The sequence below is a fragment of the Chromobacterium sp. CCUG 30098 genome (assembly GCF_059916605.1).
In genome coordinates this window covers 118,118-140,912 of the sequence record NZ_JAUCGS010000007.1, presented here as the reverse complement: position 1 = coordinate 140,912, position 22,795 = coordinate 118,118, and the positions used below count along the sequence as shown (strand labels likewise).

At 64.6% G+C, this 22,795-nt stretch carries 21 protein-coding genes and 3 tRNA genes; 13 read left to right on the top strand and 11 right to left on the bottom strand.

The window, feature by feature from the left end; all coding sequences use genetic code 11:
- The first annotated feature begins 2 nt into the window (after positions 1–2).
- From QUG03_RS16510 to QUG03_RS16500, 3 genes are all read left to right on the top strand, one after another.
- A tRNA-Gly gene (locus tag QUG03_RS16510) sits at positions 3–78 on the top strand.
- Between the two features lie 40 nt (positions 79–118).
- A tRNA-Cys gene (locus QUG03_RS16505) sits at positions 119–192 on the top strand.
- 204 nt (positions 193–396) lie between these two features.
- Positions 397–481 (top strand) — tRNA-Leu (locus tag QUG03_RS16500).
- 75 nt (positions 482–556) lie between these two features.
- Here QUG03_RS16500 and QUG03_RS16495 read toward each other — a convergent pair.
- On the bottom strand, positions 557–1,291 hold the full coding sequence (locus QUG03_RS16495) for a GntR family transcriptional regulator (protein WP_107798480.1): 735 nt from the start codon (positions 1,289–1,291) through the stop codon (positions 557–559).
- 337 nt (positions 1,292–1,628) lie between these two features.
- Here QUG03_RS16495 and QUG03_RS16490 point away from each other — a divergent pair, with 337 nt between their 5' ends.
- The 6 genes from QUG03_RS16490 (at position 1,629) to QUG03_RS16465 (ending at position 6,893) form a co-directional block, all read left to right on the top strand.
- The gene (locus QUG03_RS16490) at positions 1,629–2,639 is read left to right on the top strand and encodes an ADP-ribosylglycohydrolase family protein (protein ID WP_500820470.1); all 1,011 of its coding nucleotides are present in this window, start codon (positions 1,629–1,631) and stop codon (positions 2,637–2,639) included.
- A 4-nt stretch (positions 2,640–2,643) separates the two neighbouring features.
- A complete protein-coding gene (locus QUG03_RS16485; RefSeq protein WP_500820415.1) occupies positions 2,644–4,035 on the top strand; it encodes a purine-cytosine permease family protein in 1,392 nt (463 codons plus the stop codon).
- Complete coding sequence (locus QUG03_RS16480; RefSeq protein ID WP_235087280.1) at positions 4,032–4,982, top strand: PfkB family carbohydrate kinase; 951 nt, start codon at positions 4,032–4,034, stop codon at positions 4,980–4,982. Before QUG03_RS16485 ends, QUG03_RS16480 begins: the two co-directional genes overlap by 4 nt.
- A 457-nt stretch (positions 4,983–5,439) precedes the next feature.
- The gene (locus QUG03_RS16475; RefSeq protein ID WP_107798484.1) at positions 5,440–5,844 is read left to right on the top strand and encodes a ProQ/FINO family protein; all 405 of its coding nucleotides are present in this window, start codon (positions 5,440–5,442) and stop codon (positions 5,842–5,844) included.
- Positions 5,845–6,003: 159 nt separating this feature from the next.
- On the top strand, positions 6,004–6,477 hold the full coding sequence (locus tag QUG03_RS16470) for a putative periplasmic lipoprotein (RefSeq protein ID WP_107798485.1): 474 nt from the start codon (positions 6,004–6,006) through the stop codon (positions 6,475–6,477).
- Between the two features lie 2 nt (positions 6,478–6,479).
- Complete coding sequence (locus tag QUG03_RS16465) at positions 6,480–6,893, top strand: YchJ family protein (RefSeq protein ID WP_500820413.1); 414 nt, start codon at positions 6,480–6,482, stop codon at positions 6,891–6,893.
- Between the two features lie 16 nt (positions 6,894–6,909).
- Here QUG03_RS16465 and QUG03_RS16460 read toward each other — a convergent pair whose 3' ends face one another.
- The gene (locus tag QUG03_RS16460) at positions 6,910–7,404 is read right to left on the bottom strand and encodes a glutathione peroxidase (protein ID WP_500820412.1); all 495 of its coding nucleotides are present in this window, start codon (positions 7,402–7,404) and stop codon (positions 6,910–6,912) included.
- A 270-nt stretch (positions 7,405–7,674) separates the two neighbouring features.
- Complete coding sequence (dcd, locus tag QUG03_RS16455) at positions 7,675–8,244, bottom strand: dCTP deaminase (protein ID WP_048412542.1); 570 nt, start codon at positions 8,242–8,244, stop codon at positions 7,675–7,677.
- Between the two features lie 175 nt (positions 8,245–8,419).
- Here dcd and QUG03_RS16450 point away from each other — a divergent pair, with 175 nt between their 5' ends.
- The 4 genes from QUG03_RS16450 (at position 8,420) to QUG03_RS16435 (ending at position 12,086) form a co-directional block, all read left to right on the top strand.
- Positions 8,420–8,683 (top strand): FeoA family protein, encoded by a 264-nt coding sequence (locus QUG03_RS16450; RefSeq protein ID WP_199225814.1) that lies wholly within the window; start codon positions 8,420–8,422, stop codon positions 8,681–8,683.
- Positions 8,680–10,452 (top strand): ferrous iron transport protein B, encoded by a 1,773-nt coding sequence (gene feoB, locus QUG03_RS16445; RefSeq protein WP_500820411.1) that lies wholly within the window; start codon positions 8,680–8,682, stop codon positions 10,450–10,452. The genes QUG03_RS16450 and feoB overlap by 4 nt, the downstream gene beginning before the upstream one ends.
- Positions 10,453–10,540: 88 nt before the next feature.
- The gene (bfr, locus tag QUG03_RS16440) at positions 10,541–11,008 is read left to right on the top strand and encodes a bacterioferritin (RefSeq protein ID WP_043591049.1); all 468 of its coding nucleotides are present in this window, start codon (positions 10,541–10,543) and stop codon (positions 11,006–11,008) included.
- 145 nt (positions 11,009–11,153) lie between these two features.
- Positions 11,154–12,086 (top strand): dihydroorotate oxidase, encoded by a 933-nt coding sequence (locus tag QUG03_RS16435; RefSeq protein WP_227104449.1) that lies wholly within the window; start codon positions 11,154–11,156, stop codon positions 12,084–12,086.
- 36 nt (positions 12,087–12,122) lie between these two features.
- Here QUG03_RS16435 and ettA read toward each other — a convergent pair whose 3' ends face one another.
- The 8 genes from ettA to gpmI form a co-directional block, all read right to left on the bottom strand.
- On the bottom strand, positions 12,123–13,790 hold the full coding sequence (gene ettA, locus QUG03_RS16430) for an energy-dependent translational throttle protein EttA (RefSeq protein ID WP_107798490.1): 1,668 nt from the start codon (positions 13,788–13,790) through the stop codon (positions 12,123–12,125).
- Between the two features lie 87 nt (positions 13,791–13,877).
- Positions 13,878–14,357 (bottom strand): DUF456 domain-containing protein, encoded by a 480-nt coding sequence (locus QUG03_RS16425; RefSeq protein WP_019100492.1) that lies wholly within the window; start codon positions 14,355–14,357, stop codon positions 13,878–13,880.
- A gap of 49 nt (positions 14,358–14,406) precedes the next feature.
- Positions 14,407–16,464, bottom strand: a complete 2,058-nt coding sequence (gene ppk1 / locus QUG03_RS16420; RefSeq protein ID WP_500820410.1) for a polyphosphate kinase 1 — start codon at positions 16,462–16,464, stop codon at positions 14,407–14,409.
- Between the two features lie 71 nt (positions 16,465–16,535).
- Positions 16,536–16,808, bottom strand: coding sequence for an oxidative damage protection protein (locus tag QUG03_RS16415; protein WP_048409108.1), 273 nt, complete (start codon positions 16,806–16,808; stop codon positions 16,536–16,538).
- An 87-nt stretch (positions 16,809–16,895) separates the two neighbouring features.
- A complete protein-coding gene (gene argA, locus QUG03_RS16410) occupies positions 16,896–18,200 on the bottom strand; it encodes an amino-acid N-acetyltransferase (protein ID WP_107798492.1) in 1,305 nt (434 codons plus the stop codon).
- Positions 18,201–18,344: 144 nt separating this feature from the next.
- Positions 18,345–19,772: a S41 family peptidase gene (locus QUG03_RS16405; protein WP_107798493.1), complete on the bottom strand. Its 1,428-nt coding sequence runs from the start codon at positions 19,770–19,772 to the stop codon at positions 18,345–18,347.
- Positions 19,773–19,814: 42 nt separating this feature from the next.
- The gene (locus QUG03_RS16400) at positions 19,815–21,143 is read right to left on the bottom strand and encodes a murein hydrolase activator EnvC family protein (protein ID WP_486635643.1); all 1,329 of its coding nucleotides are present in this window, start codon (positions 21,141–21,143) and stop codon (positions 19,815–19,817) included.
- A gap of 100 nt (positions 21,144–21,243) precedes the next feature.
- The gene (gpmI, locus tag QUG03_RS16395) at positions 21,244–22,767 is read right to left on the bottom strand and encodes a 2,3-bisphosphoglycerate-independent phosphoglycerate mutase (protein ID WP_500820408.1); all 1,524 of its coding nucleotides are present in this window, start codon (positions 22,765–22,767) and stop codon (positions 21,244–21,246) included.
- Between the last annotated feature and the right edge of the window lie 28 nt (positions 22,768–22,795).

The following is a 22,795-nucleotide window of genomic DNA, read 5'->3' as shown; positions in this document are numbered from 1 at the left end:
ATGCGGGAATAGCTCAGTTGGTAGAGCGCAACCTTGCCAAGGTTGAGGTCGCGAGTTCGAGCCTCGTTTCCCGCTCCAAATTAAAATCATCAGCCATGGCTGGTGGTTCGCCGGCAACGGCGGGGTAGCAAAGTGGTTATGCAGCGGATTGCAAATCCGTCTACGCCGGTTCGATTCCGACCCCCGCCTCCAGTTAAAGCCCCGTAAGTCAAAGACTTGCGGGGCTTTTGCTTTGTTCGGCCCGCGCCCGCAATCGCCAAGCTCAGCGTGGTTTCTCCTCTTTATCCCGGATCGGGATCAGGCCCGCCGTCCCCCGCGGCGGCGTGCCATGGCCTTGATCGCCATCCCTGTTTGCCAGCGGCCCGGCTCTGGGATAGAATCGCCGTCTCTTTGCCCGCCCCGGTGGTGAAATTGGTAGACACAAGGGACTTAAAATCCCTCGACTTCGGTCGTGCCGGTTCGATTCCGGCCCGGGGCACCACTACGGCAAAACCGTCCACGAGACGAAAACAACCCGCACAGCCTGGCGCTGGGCGGGTTTTTTTATCGGCTTCTCTTAAAGCTGCGCCTCGAATTCATAGAGATCGCTGCGGCACAAAACTTCGCTGAACTCCAATACCTGTTCCGCCGCGTTCAAGCTTGTCTGCCGGATGCGCAGCAGCGGTGTGCCGGCCTGCACATGCAATAGGGCGGCGCTGTCCTGATCCGCCGCACATGAGGCCAGACGGAAGGTCTTGCGGCCGATCTCGACGCCATGGCGTTCCCACCACTGGTATAGCGAGTGTTCCAGACGCTCCGGTTCGGGCAGGTAGGCCAGCGGGATATAGGTGGTTTCCAGCGCCGCCGGCGTGCCGTCCATCAGCCGCAGGCGGCGCAGCTTGGCGATGTCCGCGCCGACAGGCAGGCGCAGCAGGCTGGCGATGGCGGCCGGCGCGCTTTCCCGTCGCCGCAACAGCCACTGATTGGCCACGCTGCCGCCGCTGCGCAGCACCTGCTCGGTGAAACCTCCGCTGTCGTTGAGCGAATAGCGAAAGGCTTGGGCGATGCGAGTGCCCTGGCCTTGCTGACGGGTGATCAGCCGCTTGCGTTCCAGTTCCGCCATCGCCTTGCTGATGGTGACGCGCGACAGTCCCAGTTTTTCCGCCATCTGCCGCTCGGTCGGCAAGAATGCTCCTTCGGGCAATTGGTGCTGGCGGATGGCCTGTTCCAGCGCGTCGGCGATCAGCAGATAGCGCGGCGTTGCGCCGGGCTGCCGCAGGCTGGCGGACAGGCATTCCAGAATCTCGCTCATATCGTGTGAAAGCTCCTGTGCGTGCGGGCTTCAGTCTAAATCAATGCCGACGGCAATGGGGTGGGCTGAGCTCTGTGGCATGCTTTCCTGATCAATAGTATGGTTATGTACTATTGGATTTGTATTGGACTTATCATACGATGCCAATCGAAGTCCATGGTTCCTGTTTACGCTCGCGTTGCGCGAAGGTGGGGCAAGGCGAAACAGCCGGGAAAGCGGAATGCGCCTGCGAGGCATGGGCGTTTCGCGGGCGGCTCCTGGTTTCCTTGACGCGTGGCGGATCGTAAACGGGTTCTGGCGGTCGATGGGCATCCTGGCGGAGAGGCAGGGTTTGACGATGATCAGCAAGGGCTACCAGCCCATTCTCGGGGCCCTGTACGGGCAGGCGGCGGGGGATGCCATGGGCATGCCTTCGGAGCTGTGGCCGCAGCGGCAGGTACGGGCGTTTTTTGGCTGGATAGACGATTTTCTGCCGGGCCCGGCCGAGAATTTCGCCGCTTCCGAGTTCGCCGCCGGAGAGTTTACCGACGACACCCAGCAGGCCATTGCCTTGATGGACGCGTTGATCGCCGCGGACGGCGCGGTGGAGCCGGAGCGCATCGCGGACAACATCATCGCCTGGGCCGAGCGCATCGACGCCTTCAACAAGAATATTCTGGGGCCCAGTTCTAAGGCTGCGCTCAGGGCTATTTTGTCCGGCCAGTCCATTGATTCTCTGGGCGCCAACGGCGTGACCAACGGCGCGGCGATGCGGGTGGCGCCGCTGGGGTGCCTGCTGTCCAGCCAGGACCGCGCGGCTTTCGTGCAGGCGGTGAGGCTGAGTTGCAGCCCCACTCATCAGTCCGATATCGCGGTGGCCGGCGCGGCGGCCATCGCCTGGGCGGTGTCGCGGGCGGTGGAGGGCGCGGCCTGGTCCGACATCAAGGCCGAACTGCCCACCATTGCCGATCTGGCGCAGCTGGAGCGGGTGACGACGTTCAGCCCCTTGCTGAGCCGGCGCCTGGCCTGGGGCTTCGAGCTGGCGGAAGGCTTGCGGGGCCAAGACGATGCTGCCTTGGTGGCCGAGCTGTACCAGACCTTGGGCGCCGGCATGGACACCATAGAGTCGGTGCCCGCCGCCTTGGCCCTGGTGGACTGCGCGCAAGGCGATCCGCGCCGCTGCGCGGTCTTGGCTGCGAATCTGGGCGGAGACACCGACACCATAGGCGCGATGGCGACCGCGGTGTGCGGCGCCTTGCAGGGGGCGGACGCCTTGCCGGCCGCATGGCGGGAACGCATCCGGGACGTGAATGGCGTTGATTTCGAATCTTACGCGCGGGCTTTGTGCGCATTGCGGTTTAGGGGGTGAGGGGATGAGCGATGTACAAGCGGTAGACGGCTGGCGGCTGGAGAGCGCGGGCATAGATCTGGTGCCGGAGCATGAGTGCAAGGGCCGGCCGGTGGAGTTGTTCTGGGTATGGCTGGCCGCCAATATTGGCATCCTGGGCGTGGTGTACGGCGGCATCGTCACCAGCTTCGGGCTGTCGTTCTACCAGTCCTTGCTGGCCGCGGCGGTCGGGGTGGCCAGTTTCGCGCTGGTGGGGGTGACCAGCATCGCCGGCCGGCGCGGCCGCACTTCCACGCTGACCTTGTCGCGGGCCATTTTCGGCCTGCGCGGCAACGCCGCGCCCACCGCCTTCAGCTGGTTCAACCTGATGGGCTGGGAGGCGGTCAATGTGGTGACCGGCGCCTTGACGCTGGCGGCCTTGTGCCAGTCGCTGGGCATGGCGGAAAGCCGTCCGCTGACCGCGGTCTGCTTGTTCCTGTTCATCGGTCTGACCATCGTGGTCAGCCTGTTGGGCCAGGCCACCGTGGTCTGGATGCAAAGCTGGCTGAGCCGGATCTTCGGCAGCATGACCCTGGTGGTGATTCTGTACGTGGCGACGACCGCGAACTGGGGCGCCATCTTGGCGCGGCCGGACGGCGACTGGCTGACCGCTTTCTGGCCGGCGGTATCGGTGATCGCCGCGGGCACCGGCATCAGCTGGGCCATCGCCGGCGCCGATTACAGCCGTTACCAGCGGAGCGGGGCGTCCGGCGGCAGCATTTTCGGCGCGGTGATGGTGGGGGCGTCGTTGCCGCTGATGCTGCTGATCTTCACCGGGGTGCTGTTGTCGGCGCAGATACCGGACCTGGCCAGCGCGGCCAATCCCATCGCCAAGATCGGCGCGGTACTGCCGGCCTGGATGGCGGTGCCCTATCTGCTGACGGCGACGGCGGGCATCGTCACCATGGCCGTGCTTAGCCTGTATTCGGCCAGCCTCAATCTGCTGACCATAGGCGTCAAGGTCAGACAGGCGCAGGCGGTGTCCATCAATGCGCTGATCGTGCTGGCCATCGCCGCTTACGTCTTGTTCGTGTCCAGCGACTTCCTGGGGCCCTTCATCGCGTTTCTATTGTTTTGCGGCGTGTTTCTGGCGGCCTGGGAGGCGGTGTTCGTGCTGGATTACCTCTTGTTGCGTCACCGCCAAGGCTATGAGGCCGCGGCCCTGTCCGGCGACGGGCGGCAGGCCTTCCGCGGCGGTCCGCTGCTGTGCTGGCTGCTGGGCGCCGCTTGCGGCCTGCTGGTGAGCAAGACCGGCTTCATCGACGGCCCGCTGGCTGTGGGCGTTTTCGCAGATTCCAGCCTGGGGCTGTTTGTATCCTTTGGGACCAGTTTGCTGGCTTATGGATTGTATTTGTTGCTGAAGGAGCGACGCGCATGACCATTCCGTGTCCAAACTATCATCCGACCAGAGCCATCCTGGCTTTGGGCGGCGCCGTGGGCGACGTGGTGTTGACCCTCCCGGCATTGCCGCGCAGCGGCGCCGACGTGGAGGCGTTGCAGCAGGAACGCGAGATCGGCGGCTGCGCCTTCAATGTGGCGCGAGCGTTGCGCCAGTTGAACGCTCCCGTGATCAACGGCATGCCGGTGGGCAACGGCCCTTGGGGCGCGGCGATAGACGCGGCCATGCGGGAGCTGGGCTTGCCGGTGCTGCTGCGCAACGCGGATCGCGACAACGGCTGGTGCGTGGCCATGGTGGAGCCCAGCGGCGAGCGCAGCTTCATTTCGATCTCCGGTTGCGAGACGGAATGGACGCGCGAGCAGTTGGACGCGCTGCCCTTGCCCGCCGACGGCCTGGTGTACGCCAACGGCTATGAACTGGCCGGAGAGGGCGGAAGGGCGTTGCGCGCCTGGCTGCTGGCCTTGCCGGCGGAACAGTTGCGGGTGATAGACCCCGGTCCGCGCGTCGTCTTGCTGGAGCCGGCGTTTTTGTCCGCTCTGAGCGGCACCGAGACCTTGCTGACGCTGAACCGGGACGAGATCGCCCTGTTGTGCGGCGACGGCGATCCGGTGGCGGCGGCGCAGCGCTTCGCCAAGGATTACCGGCTGACGCTGATCTGCCGGCTGGGGCAGGACGGCGCCTGGGTGTGCCCGGGCACCGACGCGCCGTGGCACCTGCCCGGCTACCAGGTTTCGGTGGTGGACACCATAGGCGCCGGCGACGCGCATTGCGCCGGCTTGTTGGCCGGCCTGTCCAGCGGCTGGCCGCTGCATTACGCGGTGGATCTGGGCAACCGGCTGGCGGCCTGCGTGGTGGCCAGCGCCGGCCCTGACGCGGCGACGGACTGGGACAGCTTGAATCGCCGCTTTCCCGTCGCCTGCCTGTAAGCCGCCGGCTCACGCTTGAGAAAGTGGCAAAAGAAAGACGGGATAAGGGCGGAAAGGGCGCAATCGGCGTCTAATGCTGGACATCAAGGGGCATTACTTAGTACTCTCCCTCCCTCGTAAGCGCCAGCCCGAGCGAGGGAACGCCCGGAGCGTTCCGTCTGGTGTTTTCGCCCATGACCGCCAAGTCGGCTCCTCCGCCGACAAACAGCGGCGGTCGATGGGGGCGGGCGCCTGGTCTTCGGACCGGCCGCGCCGCTTGGGCCCGGTTCCAGGCCTTCGCCATGTTCGGCGATTTTTTACGGCGCGCCGGCGTCTTGCCGGAGCGCCTTGGTCAAACCGCATTACGATGTCGTCATTTTTTCACCGGCTGTCAAGCTGGCCGGGCGGCGGGTTGCGGCGCTTCGCTTGATTGGGCAGCATGCGCTGCTTTTGCATCAATGGATCTAGATAGAAGTTCATGAAGCCAAATACTGAAACGGCACTCGGTGCTGCACTTAAGTCCGCTGTACAAAGTCTGTCCAAGAAAAAGCAGACCGAGATGATCGCGGATCATGTCTACAGCAAGTTCGACGTTTTCCGCCAGTTTCGTCCGCTGGCCTTGGGCATCCATGAGAGCCTGATCGCGGCTTTGCCGCAGTTCGACTCTACGCTGATCTCCCGCGTGGTGGCCAATCACTGTCGCAAGCCGCGCTACGTGAAGTCTCTGGCGCGCGGCGGCAAGCGGTTCGATCTGGCCAACAAGCCGGTGGGCGAAGTCAGCGCCGAGGAGAAAAAGGCGGCGGAACAGATGTCCGCGCCCAAGCCGGCCGCGGCGGCCCCTGCCCCGGCTCCGGCCGAACCCGCAGGCGACGCGGCGGAATAAGCGTGCCGCGGCCGCGTGGCATGAACGTAAAACAGCCTGACAGACCCGTTTGTCAGGCTGTTTTGCATTGGCGGGACGGAACATTGGCGTGGGCGGGGCGGTCGCAGCAGAACGCGCCGCGCGGCGGCGCCGAATCAGGACAGGAGTAGAATTCCCGGCATGAAACGTTATTTCTTGTGGGCCGCGATGGCCCTGAGCTTGTCCGCCTGCAGCGCGCTGCAGCAATTGGGCGCGCCCATCAGCTCGCATCCTTCCTCACCGGCCAAGGGCCGGCCGCAGACGGCGCCGGCGCCCAGCGCCAAATCGGACGCCTTGCTGCGGGAAGCCAACCGCCTGGCCGACAAGGTCAAGAGCGGCGAGTTGACCCGGCTGGCCGCCGCGGATCAACTGGGCGCGTTCCGGCTCAAGGCGGTGGGCTCCAATCCCATCGACGACAATACCTTCGCCATGTACCGCTATCTGACGGTGGAGCGCGAGGCGGGCCGCATCGACCAGGAAACGTTTCGCGCCAAGATGGACGAGCGTCTGCGCGAATGGATGCGACGCTGGCCCAAGATGAATCCGAAACCGGCCGAGCCGGCCTTCACCAACTTCCTGCTCAAGCTGTACGGCTTGCCGGCCCTGGGGGCTTGAGCATGGGCAAGAAAGCCAAGCCGGACGCGGCCGGCTGTCCCTGCGGGCTGGGCGGCGCTTACGCGGTCTGTTGCGGCCGTTACCTGGGGGCGGACGGCGCGCCCGCGCCCACGGCGGAAGCCTTGATGCGTTCGCGCTACACCGCTTACGCGCGCGGCGACGAGGCGTATCTGCTGGCGAGCTGGCATCCCAGCACCCGGCCGCAGGCGCTGGATCTGGCCGCGGACGCCGGCGTGGTCAAATGGCTGGGCTTGGAGGTGTTGGCGACCGAGGCCGGCGGCGCGGCCGACGCCGAGGGCGTGGTGGAGTTCTCCGCGCGCTACAAGGTGGGCGGCAAGGCCGAACGCATGCGCGAGCGCAGCCGCTTCCTGCGCGAGGATGGCCGCTGGTTCTATCTGTCCGGCGAACTGAGCTGAGCTGTCGCTAGAGAATCTAGCGCTTCTGCGTTCGCAGCAGGCTTTCGATGGCGCGCTCCAGCGCCGCCGGCTTGACGTAGGGGGCGAAACGCTTGCGGATGCGCCCTTCGCCGTCCACCAGGAATTTGGTGAAATTCCATTTGATGCGCCGGCTGCCCAGCAAGCCGGGCTTGGCGGCGACGAGATGACGCCAGAGCGGATGCGCGTCGGCGCCGTTGACGTCGATCTTGGCGGATAGCGGGAAGCTGACCCCGAAATTCTTCTGACAGAACTGGCCGATGGCGGCGGCGTCCCCAGGCTCCTGGTTGCCGAACTGATTGCAGGGGAAGCCGATGATCTCCAGGCCTTGCTCGCGGTAGCGCTGGTACAGCTGTTCCAGGCCGCCCAATTGCGCGGTGAAGCCGCACTCGCTGGCGGTGTTGACCAGCAATAGCACTTTGCCGCGATAGCTCGCCAGCGGCAGGGTCTGCCCGTTTAAAGACTCAATGGAAAAATCATATATGTCCGGCATATTTCCGCCTTTCGCCAAAGCGAAGATCATGGCAAGAAACCGGAGGCAGGGCAATGGGATCGGCGGATAAAAAAAGGGGCGCAACGGCAAGGGGGAACCGCTACGCCCCAAGAAGAAATCAATTGCTGTACAAGGGCCGACCAACCGGGAAAGTCAGCTAACCCTCTGTTTATCCTAGAACATTAAGGTGAAATTGCGAGGACGGATTTGGCGGGATTTAAATGACAAAGGGATGGCTAAGCCATCCCTTTTTTGCTGGCGGGAAGCGTTTCAGGGGCGCGGCAGGGTCACGCCCACCTGGCCCATGTATTTGCCGGCGCGGTCGCTGTAGGACACGTCGCAAATTTCATCGGATTCGAAGAACAAGACCTGGGCCACGCCCTCGTTGGCGTAGATCTTGGCCGGCAGCGGCGTGGTGTTGGAGAACTCCAGCGTCACATAGCCTTCCCATTCCGGTTCGAACGGGGTGACGTTGACGATGATGCCGCAGCGGGCGTAAGTGGATTTGCCCAGGCAGACGGTCAGCACCGAGCGGGGAATACGGAAGTATTCCACGGTGCGGGCCAGCGCGAAGCTGTTGGGCGGGATGATGCAATAGCCCTTGCCGGAGACTTCCACGAAGGAATTGGGGTCGAAGTTTTTCGGGTCGACGATGGTGCTGTTGATATTGGTGAACACCTTGAATTCGTCGGCGCAGCGGATATCGTAGCCGTAGCTGGACGTGCCGTAGGAGATCACCTTCTGGCCGTCCACCATCTTGATCTGGTTGGGCTCGAAGGGTTCGATCATTTTGTACTCGTCCGCCATCCGGCGAATCCACTTGTCCGATTTGATGCTCATTGTCTTGGGCCCGTAGCTTGTCGATTGATTGTCCGCGATTTTAACCGCAAGCGCAGTGGCCGGCTATCGATAATCCATCGTCGATCCGGATAGGACAATGCTATTGATGCAGGTCAAGCAGGGCGGGAATTGCCGCGGTTTGCCGATATTCGACGGGGTTCGGCTGGATATACTAATGCAAACCATTCTCGTTCTTGATCGGATCATCATGTTGACTTTGGATGCATTCCCCGCCGGACGCCACGGCGTGGTCGACAGCCTGGAGCTGGCCGAAGAGGCCATGCGCCGCGTCGCCGCCTTTGGCCTGGAGCCGGGCTGCCGGTTTTATCTGCGTCGGGCGGCGCCCTTGGGCGGGCCATTATTGCTGGACGTCGGCGCCACGCGCTTCCTGCTGCGCCGCAGCCTGGCGCGCCTCATCGTGGCGAGGGTGGCGGTATGAAGCGTTTCGCCCTGATCGGCCTGCCCAATACCGGCAAGTCCACCTTGTTCAACCGTCTGACCGGCATGTCGCAGCGCGTCGGCAACTGGCCGGGCCTGACCATAGAGTTGAGCAGCGCGCGCCTGTTGCTGGGCGGCCACATGGTGGAGTTGGTGGATTTGCCCGGCGTCAATGATTTGACCGGCTATTCCGACGACGAGGCGGTGGTGCGCGACGTGCTGCTGGCCAGCGCCTTCGACGGCGCCGTCCTGGTGCTCAACGCCAGCCAGCTGGACCGGCAACTGCCGCTGGCCTTGCAGGTGCTGGCCAGCGGCCTCAACTGCCTGGTGGTGCTGAATATGGCCGACGAGGCCAAGGCCCTGGGCGTGAGCCTGGATGTGGAGCGCTTGTCGGAGCGCCTGGGCGCGCCGGTGTTTCTGGCCTCGGCCCGGCATATGCAGGGCTGGCCGCCGCTGATGGCGGGCTTGAACCGGCGGGCCAACGACGGCGGTCCGGCGACGCGCGCCAGGCTGGACGCGGTGCCGGACACCCGGGAGGCGATGGCGGAGGCCAAGCGGCGGCTGGCGGGCTGCTGGGCCTTGCCGCCCGTGCTGCCGGCGGGGCTGACGGAGAAGATGGACCATTGGCTGATGCATCCATGGCTGGGTCTGCCGCTGTTCTTCGCGCTGATGGCGCTGCTGTTCAATCTGACGTATCAGATCGGCACCCCATTGCAGGAGCTGGCCGGCGCCGGTCTGGACTGGATCAAGGAGCAGGCGCTGACGCCCTTGCTCGCGCCCTTGCCCGAGATTGTGCAGAGCCTGGCGCTGGACGGGATCTGGCAGGGGGTGTCGACGGTGCTGACCTTCGCGCCCATTTTGCTGGTGTTTTTCGTATTGATGGCGATGGTGGAGGATTCCGGCTACCTGGCGCGCGCCGCCTATCTGACCGACGCCTTCATGGCGCGGCTGGGGCTGGACGGCCGCGGCTTCGTGATGCAGCTGATGGGCTTTGGCTGCAATGTGCCGGCCATCATGGGCACTCGGGTGATGCGCGAGCGCAAGCAGCGGCTGCTGACCATGCTGGTAATCCCGTTTTCGCTGTGTTCGGCGCGTTTGCAGGTGGTGGTGTTCTTCGCCGGGCTGTTGTTCACGCCGACGCAGGCGCCGTGGGTGTTGATGGGGCTTTATCTGATGAGCTTCGCCGTCGCGGTGTTTACCGCCTGGGTGTTCAAGCGCCGTTACGCCGGCGGCGAGGCCTTCTTGCTGGAAGTGCCGCCGTACCGGCTGCCCGGCTTGAGCCATTTGCTGAGCCGGGCGGTGGGGGAGGTGCGGGCCTTTCTGCAACTGGCCTCCAGTTTCATCCTGTTGGGCGTGGTGCTGGTCTGGCTGCTGACCCATGTGCCGGCGGGCGAGGGCAAGACCCTGGCCGACGCTCTGGGCAGCCTGCTGGCCCCGGTGCTGGACCCGATAGGCATCCGCCACGAACTGGCGGCGGCCTTGCTGTTCGGCTTCATCGCCAAGGAAATCCTGCTGGGCAGCCTGGCGGTGATCTACGGGGTGCCGGAAGCCGGCCTGGGCGCGGCCTTGCTGCAACATCTGGATTGGCGCTCGGCGATGAGCTTCCTGATCTTCACCTTGATCTACGTGCCCTGCCTGTCCACGGTGGCGGCGATGTACCGCGAGTCGCGCAGCAAGGCCTACACCGCGATGTCGGTGGCGTGGTCGGTGGGACTGGCCTGGTTGTTGTCGTTCGCGTTTTATCAAGCCGGCGTGCAACTGTGGCCCTGAGGGCTTAGAATGAATGGTTCGCGAATTCCGTTCGCGCCGGCGGCGCGCCCGCCGGCGTTATTGAACTACAACAACAAGAGGTCGTTTTATGCAAGGTGATCCCAAAACCATCGAGTTGCTGAACGAACTGCTGGCGGAAGAACTGTCCGCCGCGGACCAGTATTTCATTCATGCCGAGATGTACAAGGACTTCGGTCTGCACAAGCTGTTCGAGCGCATCGATCACGAGCGCGAGGACGAGTTGTCGCACGCGCGGGTGCTGATCGCGCGCACCTTGTTCCTGCAAGGCAAGCCGAACGTGGCCAAGCGCGTGCCCATCGTGGTGGGCGAGAACGTGCGGGCGATGCTGGCCAGCGATCTGGAAGTGGAATACCGCGTCGGCAACTTGCTGAAAAAAGTGGTGGCCCACTGTGAGAGCGTGAAGGACTACGTGACGCGCCAGGAACTGATGGTGCTGCTGGAAGAGACCGAGAACGACCACGCCCACTGGCTGGAGCAGCAACTGCGCCTGATCGATATGGTGGGCGAGCAGAACTATATCCAGTCCCAAATGTAAGCTCCGGGGATTTCGGCGTTAAGACGCGGCCGCCTTCAGGGCGGCCGTTTGTTTTGGGGCGCCCGCGCCGGTTTTGACTTGGCGCAGCATGGCCGGCGAGGCTTGCGTCTATCATCGCCGGCAGATGAATTCGCCGGAGGGCGCGATGTCGCTGGATCTATCCGTTTCCTGGCTGGGCATGAAGATGGCCAGCCCCCTGTTCAACGCTTCCGGCGTCTATTGCCGCACGCGGGAGGAACTGGAGCAGGTGCGCCGCTCCGCCGCCGGCGCGGTGGTGACCAAGAGCTGCACGCTGGAGCCGCGTGCCGGCAATCCCGAACCGCGTTATCGGCGCACCGCGCTGGGCAGCATCAATTCCATGGGCCTGCCCAACGAGGGCTACCGCTATTACCTGGACTACGCCCAGGCTTACGACGACGCCAAGCCGCTGTTTCTGTCCGTGTCCGGCATGACGCTGGACGACACCCTGACCATCCTGACCGAACTGGCGGCGCTGAAGCTGCCCTGCCTGCCGGAGGTGAACCTGTCCTGCCCCAATCTGCCGGGCAAGCCGCAGCTGGGCTATGACTTCGCCGCCAGCGCCGAGGCTCTGGCGGCGATCAGCCGGGTGTACGCGCGGCCGTTCGGCGTCAAGCTGCCGCCGTATTTCGATCCGGCGCACTTCGCCGCCATGGCCGCGGTGTTGAACGCCTTCCCGCTGCTGCGCTTCGTCACCTGCATCAACTCGGTGGGCAACGGCCTGGTGATCGATCTGGACAGCGAGTCCGCGGTGATCAAGCCCAAGGGCGGGCTGGGCGGCTTGGGCGGCGACTACGTGTTGCCGACGGCGCTGGCCAATGTGCGCGAGTTCGCCCTGCTGCTGGCCGACAAGCATGTGATAGGCTGCGGCGGGGTGAAGAGTGGGGCGGAGGCCTTCATGCACATCCTGGCCGGCGCCGCCGCGGTGCAGGTGGGCACCTGCCTGCACGAGGAGGGCGTCAGCGCCTTCGATCGCATCGAGGCGGAGCTGGCCGCCATCATGCAGGCCAAGGGTTACCAGCGGCTGGATGAGTTCCGCGGGCGGCTGAAGACGCTGTGAGCGCATGAAAAAAGCCCGGAGAACCCGGGCTTTGTTTTAGCGGCTGATCGGCTTGTAGCGGATGCGCTTGGGCTTGGCGGCTTCCTCGCCCAGGCGTTTCTTCTTGTCGGCTTCGTATTCCTGATAGTTGCCGTCGAAGAAGGTCCATTGCGATTCGCCTTCCGCCGCCAGGATGTGGGTGGCGATACGGTCCAGGAACCAGCGGTCGTGGGAGATCACGAACACGGTGCCGGCGTATTCCAGCAAGGCGTCTTCCAGCGCGCGCAAGGTTTCCACGTCCAGGTCGTTGGACGGTTCGTCCAGCAGCAGCACATTGCCGCCCTGGAGCAGGGTTTTGGCCAGGTGCAGGCGGCCGCGTTCGCCGCCGGAGAGCATGCCCACCTTCTTCTGCTGATCGGCGCCCTTGAAGTTGAAGCGGCCGAGGTAGGCGCGGCTGGACATCTCGAACTTGCCCACGGTGAGGATGTCGGCGCCGGCGGCCACGTCCTCGAACACGGTCTTGTCTCCGTCCAGGCCCTCGCGAGTCTGCTCGACAAAGGCCATCTGCACGGTCTGGCCGATCTTGACCTCGCCGCTGTCCGGCTGTTCCTTGCCGGCAATCATCTTGAACAGCGTCGATTTACCGGCGCCGTTGGGGCCGATGATGCCGACGATGGCGCCCGGCGGGGCCTTGAAGCTGAGATTGTCGATCAGCAGGCGGTCGCCGAAGCCCTTGGACACGCCGTTGAACTCGATCACCTCATTGCCCAGGCGCTCGGCCACCGGGATGAAGATTTCCTGGGTTTCGTTGCGCTTCTGGGTTTCGTAGCTGGACAGTTCCTCGAAGCGGGCCAGACGCGCCTTGGATTTGGCCTGGCGGCCTTTCGGGTTCTGGCGCACCCATTCCAGTTCCTGCTTCATCGCCTTCATGCGCGCGCCTTCGCTCTTGGATTCCTGCGCCAGGCGGGCTTCCTTCTGCTCCAGCCAGCTGGAGTAATTGCCTTTCCACGGGATGCCTTCGCCGCGGTCCAGTTCCAGAATCCATTCGGCGGCGTTGTCCAGGAAGTAGCGGTCGTGGGTGACGGCCACCACGGTGCCGGGGAAGCGCACCAGGAATTGCTCCAGCCATTCCACCGATTCCGCGTCCAGGTGGTTGGTGGGTTCGTCCAGCAGCAGCATGTCGGGCTTGGACAGCAGCAGCTTGCACAGCGCCACGCGGCGCTTCTCGCCGCCGGACAGCGGGGCGATCTTGGCGTCCCACGGCGGCAGGCGCAGCGCGTCGGCGGCGATTTCCAGCTGGTGTTCTACGTTGTCGTTGGCGCCGGCGGCGATGATGGCTTCCAGCTTGGCCTGTTCTTCGGCCAGCGCGTCGAAGTCGGCGTCCGGGTCGGCGTAGGCGGCGTAGACCTCTTCCAGGCGCTTTTGCGCGCCCATCACGTCGCCCATGCCGCTTTCCACTTCCTCGCGCACGGTTTTTTCCGGGTCCAGTTGCGGTTCCTGCGGCAGGTAGCCGATCTTGACTCCGGCCAGGTGCTGCACCTCGCCTTCGTATTCCTTGTCCGCGCCGGCCATGATGCGCAGCACGGTGGATTTACCGGCGCCGTTCAGGCCCAGCAGGCCGATCTTGGCGCCGGGGAAGAAGGACAGGGAGATGTCCTTGATGATCTGGCGCTTGGGCGGAACGATCTTGCTCACGCGGAGCATGGACATTACATATTGTGCCATCGGTATTCACGCTGGATTGAAGGGGATAAACCGGGATTCTACCAAATCCCCCGGTTTAGGCCAGCCGCGCGGCCGCGTAGCCGGCCGCTAGAACAGTAGCGCCAGCGCCGCCGTCGCCAGCATGGCGAAGGCGCAGGCCACCTTGGCCACCGCGCCGACGATGAAGCCGATAAAGGTGCCGATGCCGACCTTGCCGGCCTGGAAGGCGTCCTTGCGGGCGATGAACTCGCCGATGACGGCGCCGACCAGAGGGCCGAGCAGCACGCCGGCCAGTCCGAAGAACATGCCGACGATGCCGCCGATGAAGGCGCCCCACAGCGCCTGGCTGCTGGCGCCGCTGGCCTTGGCGCCCAGCAGGCCGGCGAAGAAGTCAATCACCAGGCCCAGCGCGGTGAGCAGGGCCATGATGATCAGGCTGATCGCGCCCAGATGGTTGAAGTTGTCCAGCCAGGCGGCCAGCAGCAGGCCGCCGAACATCAGCGGCAGGCCGGGGATGATGGGCAGCATGGTGCCGGCCAGGCCGGCGACGATGAGCAGGGCGGCAAGACTGTAGCCGGCGATTTCCATGGTGGTCCTTGCGGTGGGATGCGTCCGCGGCAGGGCCGCGGGCCGCTAGTCAGCGGGTGTACTCTTCCAGCAGCTGCAATTGCGCGCAATGCGGCTTGCCGCGGGAGGTGCGGCGCTTGTAGCTGCCGTCCGGCAGCATGTCCCAGGCATTGACGTTGTCGTCCAGATAAAGGCGCAGCGCTTCCTTGATCACCCGGCGCTTGAGCTTGGCGTCGACGATGGGCACGCAGGTTTCGATGCGGCGGAAGAAGTTGCGGCCCATCCAGTCGGCGCTGGCGATCAGCAGGTCTTCCTTGCGGTCGTTGTGGAAGTAGAACACGCGCGGATGCTCGAGGAAGCGGCCAACGATGGAGCGCACGATGATGTTGTCGGACAGGCCGGGCACGCCAGGGCGCAACGCGCACACGCCGCGCACGATCAGCTGGATCTTGACCCCGGCCTGGCTGGCGCGGTACAGCGCGTGAATCACCTGGCTTTCCAGCAGGGCGTTCATCTTGGCGATGATCTGCGCCGGCTTGCCGGCCTGGGCGTGAGCGATTTCGCGGTCTATCGCCTCCATCACCATGCTGTGCAGGGTGAACGGGCTCTGGAATAGCCGCTTGAGTTGGCTGGCGCGGCCCAGGCCAGTCAGCTGCACGAAGATGTCGTTGACGTCGCTGGCGATCTGCTCATTGCAGGTCAGCAGGCCGAAATCGGTGTAGAGGCGGGCGGTGCGCGGGTGGTAGTTGCCGGTGCCCAGATGCACGTAGCGGCGCAGGCCGTGTTCCTCGCGGCGCACCACCATCAGCATCTTGGCGTGCACCTTGTAGCCGATCACGCCGTAGACCACGTGGGCGCCGGCGTCTTCCAGCCGGCTGGCCCAGCCGATATTGGCTTCCTCGTCGAAGCGGGCCATCAATTCCACCACCACGGTCACCTGTTTGCCGGCGCGGGCGGCGGCGATCAGCGATTCCATCAGCACCGAGTCGGTGCCGGTGCGGTACACCGTCATCTTGATGGCCACCACATGCGGATCGGACGCGGCCAGCGTCAGCATGTCTATCACCGGCTGGAAGCTCTGGAAGGGGTGATGCAGCAGGATGTCGCCTTTGCGGATGGCGTCGAACAGCGGCGTTTTCTTGCGCAGCATTTCCGGCAGCGTGGGGATGAAGGGCGTGAACTTCAGATCCGGCCGGTCCACGAGGTCCGGCACCTGCATCAGCCGCACCAGATTGACCGGGCCGTTGACGCGGTAGACGTCGCGCGGCTTGAGGTTGAACTGGGTCAGCAGGAATTCTTCCATGTGCGCCGGGCAGGTGTCGGCGATCTCCAGCCGCACCGCGTCGCCGAACTGGCGCTGGCGCAACTCGCCTTGCAAGGCGGTGCGCAGGTTTTTCACTTCCTCGTCTTCCACCGTCAGCTCGCTGTCGCGGGTGACGCGGAATTGGTAGCAGCCCTTGACCGCCATGCCGCTGAACAGCTCGTGCACGTGCGAGTGCAGGATGGAGGACAGGAAGACGAAGGTGTGGCGGTGGCCGTCGCTGACGTCCGCCGGCAGCTTGATCACGCGCGGCAGGATGCGCGGCGCCTGGACGATGGCGATGCCGGAGGCGCGGCCGAAGGCGTCGCGGCCTTCCAGCTCCACCGCGAAGTTCAGGGATTTGTTCAGCACCTTGGGGAAGGGGTGGGAGGGGTCCAAACCTATCGGGGTCAGGATGGGCATCAGTTCGCGGAAGAAGAAGTCCCGCACCCATTGCTGCTGAGCCGGGCTCCATTCATTGCGGCGCAGGAAGATGATGTTTTCCTCGCGCAGCGCCGGGAACAGCACTTCGCTCATCACCGCGTACTGGTCGCGCACCAATTGGTGGGCGGCGGTGGCCACCTTGGCCAGCGCCTGTTCCGGCGTGGAGCCGTCGGCCAGGATGCGCTCCGGCGTGGCCTCGGCGGTTTCCTGCAGCCAGGCCACGCGCACTTCGAAGAACTCGTCCATGTTGGAGGACACGATGCACAGGAATTTCAGCCGTTCCAGCAGCGGCAGGTTGGCGTCTTCCGCCTGGGCCAGCACGCGGCGGTTGAATTCGAGCAGGCCAAGTTCGCGGTTGATCAGCAGGTCTTGCGTGTGTGACATACGGGGTTCAAGCCAACAGTGGAGAGTTCAGGGAAAAACAAAGCCCTCGCTTGGAGGGCTGGGCATGGCGATTAGTTCTGCGGCGGCGTATAGCCAGCGGGAGCGTCGGCGCCGTCGCCGAAGAAATAGGCTTCCAGCTGCGCGGCCAGATACTGGCGGGCGCGGGCGTCGGCCAGGCTCAGGCGGTTTTCGTTGATCAGCATGGTCTGATAGCGCAGCCAGCCTTGCCAGGCTTCCTTGGACACGTTCTCAAACACTCGCTTGCCCAGTTCGCCCGGCAGCGGCGGGAAGTCGAGGGCCTCGGCTTCGCGGCCCAGCTTGACGCAATTGACGGTTCTGCTCATGGCGCAATCCTTAAAATATCGGAAAAAGGTTAATTCAATATTGTGTCACAGAGATGAAACGCTTCCAACCTCGACGCGGCCCTAGGCTTACAAGACCTTGACGAAAACCTTGGAGCGGCGCTGATAGTTGTAGAACTGCTGCCGCGCCAGCGGCAACGCGCTCTTGTCCGCCTCGGCGAAGCCGCGCTCGACAAACCAGTGCGCGGTCTGGGTGGTGAGCACGAACAGCGATTGCAGGCCCTGGGTGCGCGCCTGGTATTCCACATGTTTGAGCAGCATCTCGCCGAAGCCGCCGTCGCGCTTGTCCTGAGCCACCGCCAGGCAGGCCAGTTCGGCGGTGCCGGAGTCGGGGAAGGAGTGCATGGCCACGCAGCCGTAGATCTTGCCGTCGTGCTCCAGCACCGAGTATTCGCCGATCTCCACTTCCAGATGTTCGCGGCTGCGCTTGACCAGCACGCCTTGTTCTTCCAGCGGCTGGATCAGGCCGATGATGTCGCCGATGTCTTCGATGCTGGCGTTGCGCACCCTCACCAGCGGGTCGCGGGCGATCATGGTGCCGTTGCCGCCGCGGGTGAAGTGTTCCACCAGCAAGGCGCCGTCGGCGTGGCGGCTGATCAAGTGGGCGCGCGGAATACCCTCGCGGGTGGCGCGGATGGCGTAGGGCAGGTAGGCGCTGACGTCTTCCTGCAGCCGGCCGGAGGCCAGCAGATCCTCGGCCTGCTGCGCGGTCAGCGTGCTGATCAGTTCCTCGTCCAGCATCACGCCGCGTTGTTCGATCACGAAGATCAGCTTTTCCGCCTTCAGGGTGATGGCGACATGGGTGGCCAGCTCTTCCATGGTCAGGTTGAAGGCCTCGCCGGTCAGCGAGTAGCCGATGGGCGACAGCAGCACCAGCTCGCCGTGGTCTAGGCGGGCGCGGATGGCGGCGCCGTCGGCGCGGCGCACCTGGCCGGTGTATTGCATGTCCACGCCGTCCAGCACGCCCAGCGGCTGGGCGGTGACGAAGTTGCCGCCGGCCACGCGCAGATGGGCGCCGTGCATCGGCGAATTGGGCATGCCCATGGACAGCAGCGCTTCGATGTCGCAGCGGGTGGCGCCGGCCGCCTGCTTGACCACGTCCATGGTGGCGGCGTCGGTGACGCGGCGGTCGCGGTGGAACAGGCGGGCGATGCCGTGTCGTTTCAGCAGGCCTTCGATCTGCGGGCGGATGCCGTGCACCAGCACGATGCGCACGCCCAGGCTGACCAAGAGGTTGATGTCCTGGGCCAGGCTGGCGAATTCGCCGTCCTGCAGGGTTTCTCCGCTGACGGCCAGCACGAAGGTCTTGCCGCGGTAGGCGTTGATATAGGGGGCGGCTTCGCGAAAGGAAAGCACGAATTCGCGGGTAAGCATGGGGTCAGCGGCTCCGGCCGGAAAACTAGGGTTGAGCCGGATAGCGTAGCAGGAATGACGGTGTTTTGCAGGAGGACAATAGCAGGCGCGCATGAAAAACGCCCCTGGAAAAACCAGGGGCGCGCGATGGCTGCCGTCGCGGGATCAGCTGCCTTTTTTCTGCAGGATTTGCTGCACCTTGAGAATGTTCAGCGCCTGCGACAGCTGGTTGTCGTTCTTGGGGTTGGGATCGCGCGGACCGAACTGGCTCTTTTCTTCCGGCTTGGCCTTGTCCTTGCCGTCGTCCGGCTTGGCTGGGGCCGGCTGGGGGGCCGGAGCGGGAGCCGGCTTGACGCTGCTCTTGGACGCCGGCTTGTCCTCGCCGTTGGGGTTGGCCAAGTGGTTTTCCAGATCGGCTTCGCGCACGCGGATGGCTTGTTCCGCCGCGGTCAGCGTGCCGTCCTCCACCACCACGTCGGGCACGATGCCCTTGGCCTGGATCGAGCGGCCGTTGGGCGTGAAGTAGCGGGCGGTGGTCAGCTTGATGCCGCCGGCGTTGCCCAGCGGCATGATGGATTGCACCGAGCCCTTGCCGAAGGTCTGGGTGCCCACCAGCACCGCGCGCTTGTGGTCCTGCAGCGCGCCGGCGACGATTTCCGACGCCGAGGCGGAGCCGCCGTTGACCAGCACCACCAGCGGCACGTTGCGGGCTTCCACCGGCAGGCGGGCCAGCGGGTCGCTGCCGTTGGGGCGAGCGTAGTTCTGCAGATTGGCGGTCAAGCGCATCTTGGCGTCCGGCGTGCGGCCTTCGGTGTAGACCACCAGCTGGTTCTTGGCGAGGAAGGCGGCGGATACGCCGACCGCGCCGTTGAGCAGTCCGCCCGGATCGTCGCGCAGGTCCAGCACCAGGCCTTTCAGCCCCTGCTTGTTTTCCTTGTAAAGCGCCTGCACGCCGGCGGCCAGGTCCTCGGAGGTGTGCTCCTGGAACTGGGTGATGCGCACATAGCCGAAGTCCGGCTCCAACAGCTTGTATTTGACGCTCTTGGTCTTGATCACCGCGCGCGCCAGCGTGAACACCAGCGGTTTGGTCTCGGTCTTGCGGGCGATGGTCAGCGTGACCTTGGTGCCCGGCTTGCCGCGCATTTTCTTCACCGCGTCGGTCAGGGACAGGCCGCGCACCGGGGTGTCGTCGATCTTGATGATCAGGTCGCCGCTCTTGATGCCCGCCTTCTGCGCCGGCGTGTCCTCGATAGGGGACACCACCTTGACCAGGCCGTCCTCGGCGCCGATCTCGATGCCCAGGCCGCCGAATTCGCCCTGGGTGCCTTCCTTGAGTTCCTTGAAGGCCTCCGGGTCCATGTAGTCGGAGTGCGGGTCCAGACCGGTCAGCATGCCCTTGATGGCGGCGGTGATCAGCTTCTTGTCTTCCACCGGGTCGACGTAGTCCTGCTTGATGCGGCCAAACACTTCGGCGAAGGTGCGCAGCTCGCTCAGCGGCAGAGGGGATTCGCCCTTGTCGGCAAAGGCTTGCATGCTCAGCGTCAGCACGCCGCCGGCCATGGCGCCGGCCACTAGCCAGGCAATCTTCTTCATTCTTTGGCTGCTCATGTTTGTTATCTGTCTCCGTTGCCTGGCTTAGCGCGCCCAGGCTTGCGGGTTTAGGGGTCGTCCCATGTGTCGGATTTCAAAGTACAGGCCGGATTCGCCGCTGTCCAGTGTTCCTGTGTTGCCGATCGTGTCGCCGGCCTTGACGCTGCTGCCCACGGATTTGCCTATCACCGATAGTCCGGTATAGACCGTCATGTAATTGCCGCCGTGATCGACCAGAACGGCGTTGCCGAAACCGCGCAGTTGATCGGCGAACACCACGGTGCCGTCGGCCACGCTGCGCACCGGGGTGCCGTTGGCGGTCTGGATGAACAGGCCTTTCCAGCTGACGCCTTGCTGGCGCGGCTTGCCGAAGCGGCCGACCAATTGTCCGGCCACCGGCATTTTCATCCGCCCCTGCAGGCTGACGAAGGCGCGGCCGGCGGCGCTGTCGTCGGCCACGTCGGTGATGGCTTCCTCTTTCACTGTGACCGTCTGCTTGGCTTCCTCCGGCACCGGCTTGCCTTGTTTCTTGGCGTTTTCCGCCAGCTTGCGGCGGCGTTCGTTTTCCTTGCGCGCGGCTTCGCGGGCGGCGGCCAGCCTGGCCTTGCGTTCTTCCGCCGCCTTGCGCGCGATCTCGGCGCGGCGACGCTGGATTTCCTTGTTGATCTGGGCGATCAGGCCGGTCAGGCGTTTTTCGTTTTCCTGCAACTGGCTGAGTTTGCTCTGTCCCGTCTTGATCTCGCCGGTGACCTTGTTGAGTTCTTGCTGCTGGCTGGCCTTGTCTTGCTGCAGCGAGCTCTTTTCCTGGCTCTTGCGGTCCGACAGCGAGTTGAGCCGCGCCAGTTCCTGCTCCAGCTGGAAGGACAGCGCTTCCAGCTCGTGCTGGTGGGTGATCAGCTGGGCCACCAATTGCTGCTGGGCGCGGGCGATGTGCTGATAGTAGGCGAGGTCGCGGGCGCTCTGATTGGGGTCGTTCGCGTTCATCATCAGCTTCATCGCGTCGTGCTGGCCGCTCTTGTACTGGCGCGCCAGCATCAGGGCCACGCGCTGGCGCACCGCGGCCAGGCTGTTGCGGCTGGCGTTGATCTGGGCGCGCAGCGCTTCGAGCTGCTGTTCCGAGCTGCTTTGTTTCTTTTCCAGCTTCACCAGCGCCTGGCTGGTCTGGCTAATGGCTTGTTCCGATTCCTTGATCGCCGATTGCGCTTCTTTTTGCACCGCCTGTTTCTGGGCGATGTCTTTTTTCAGGGTGTCGATTTCCTTGCGCACCGATTTGAGATCTTGCTGGTGCGGGGCGGTGGACAGCGCGGCGGAGGCCGGAGGCGCGGCGTGGCTGGTTCCGGCGATCAAGGCCGCCATCAGGACATAGGGTTTCATGGCCGGGAATATGCTTTCTGCTTGGGCCGCGGGCCGGACGCCCCGTCCTCGAGCGAGGGGTCCGGCTCCTTGACGCCGGCGGGGCCGGCGGCGGCGGGTCTTATTGGAGTTCGATCAGCGATTGACCGGTCATCTCCGCTGGTTGTTCCAGGCCCATCATCGCCAGCAGCGACGGCGCGATGTCGCGCAGCGAGCCGCCGGCGCGGATCCGGGCCGGACGGCCGACGTAGAGGAAGGGCACCGGGCTCAGCGTGTGCTGGGTGTGCGGCTGGTGGTGTTCGGCGTCGTACATCTGTTCGCAATTGCCGTGGTCGGCGGTGATCAGCACCTCGCCGCCGGCGGCGCGCATCGCCTCCACGCAGCGGCCGACGCAGTCGTCCAGCGCTTCCACCGCCTTGACCGCGGCGTCGAAGATGCCGCTGTGGCCCACCATGTCGCCGTTGGCGTAATTGCAGATGATGGCCTGATATTGGCCGGAGGCGATGGCGGCGACGATTTTGTCCGTGACTTCGCCAGCGTTCATTTCCGGCTGCAGGTCGTAAGTGGCCACCTTGGGCGATGGCACCAGGATGCGGTCTTCGCCGGGATAGACCTGCTCCTCGCCGCCGTTGAAGAAGTAGGTGACGTGCGGGTATTTCTCGGTTTCGGCGATGCGCAGCTGTTTCAGGCCCTGGCTGGCCAGGTATTCGCCGAAGCCGTTGCTGATTTTCTGCGGCGGATAGGCGATGGACAGGCGGCTGTAGGCTTCGCCGTAGGAGGTCAGGGTGATGAAGTCGGCGAACTTGGGCTGGCGCGCCTTGAAGCCGTCGAAGGCCGGGTCGGTCAGCGCGCTGACCAATTGGCGCGCGCGGTCGGCGCGGAAATTCATGAACACCACGACGTCGCCGTCGCGCATCCGGGCGCTCTCGCCGATGGCGGTGGCCTTGACGAACTCGTCGTTCTCGTCGCGGGCGTAGGCCGCTTCCAGCGCTTCCAGGCCGTTGCGGGCGTGGAACAGGCCTTCGCCTTCCACCAGCAGCCGGTAAGCCGGCTCCAGGCGCTCCCAGCGTTTGTCGCGGTCCATCGCCCAGTAGCGGCCGGTCACGGACGCCAGGCGCGCGGCCGGGCATTCCGCCAGCACCGCGTCCAGCCGTTCCAGATAGGTCTTGGCGCTGCGCGGCGGTGTGTCGCGGCCGTCCAGGAAGGCGTGCACGTGGATGCGCGCGACGCCGGCGGCCTGGGCCGCGCGGATCAGCGAGTGAATGTGGTTTTCATGGCTGTGAACGCCGCCGTCGGACAGCAGGCCCATGATGTGCAGCGTCGCGTCCTTGGCTTTGGCGATGCCGGAGACCAGCGCGGGATTGGCGGCGAAGCGGCCGTCTTCGATGTCGCAGTCTATGCGGCTGATGTCCTGTTGCACCACGCGACCGGCGCCGATGTTGAGGTGGCCCACTTCGGAATTGCCGAACTGGCCGGAGGGCAGGCCGACGAAGTTTTCCGAGGCGTTGATGGTGCCGTAGGGGAAGGTCTGGCGCAGACGGTTCCAATTAGGCATCGAGGCATGAAGAATTGCGTTGTCATCGCCTTCGGTGCGATGGCCAAAACCGTCGAGAATCAACAACAACACCGGTTTGATGGATTTCATGGCATTCACATTCTGAATATTAGAAAAT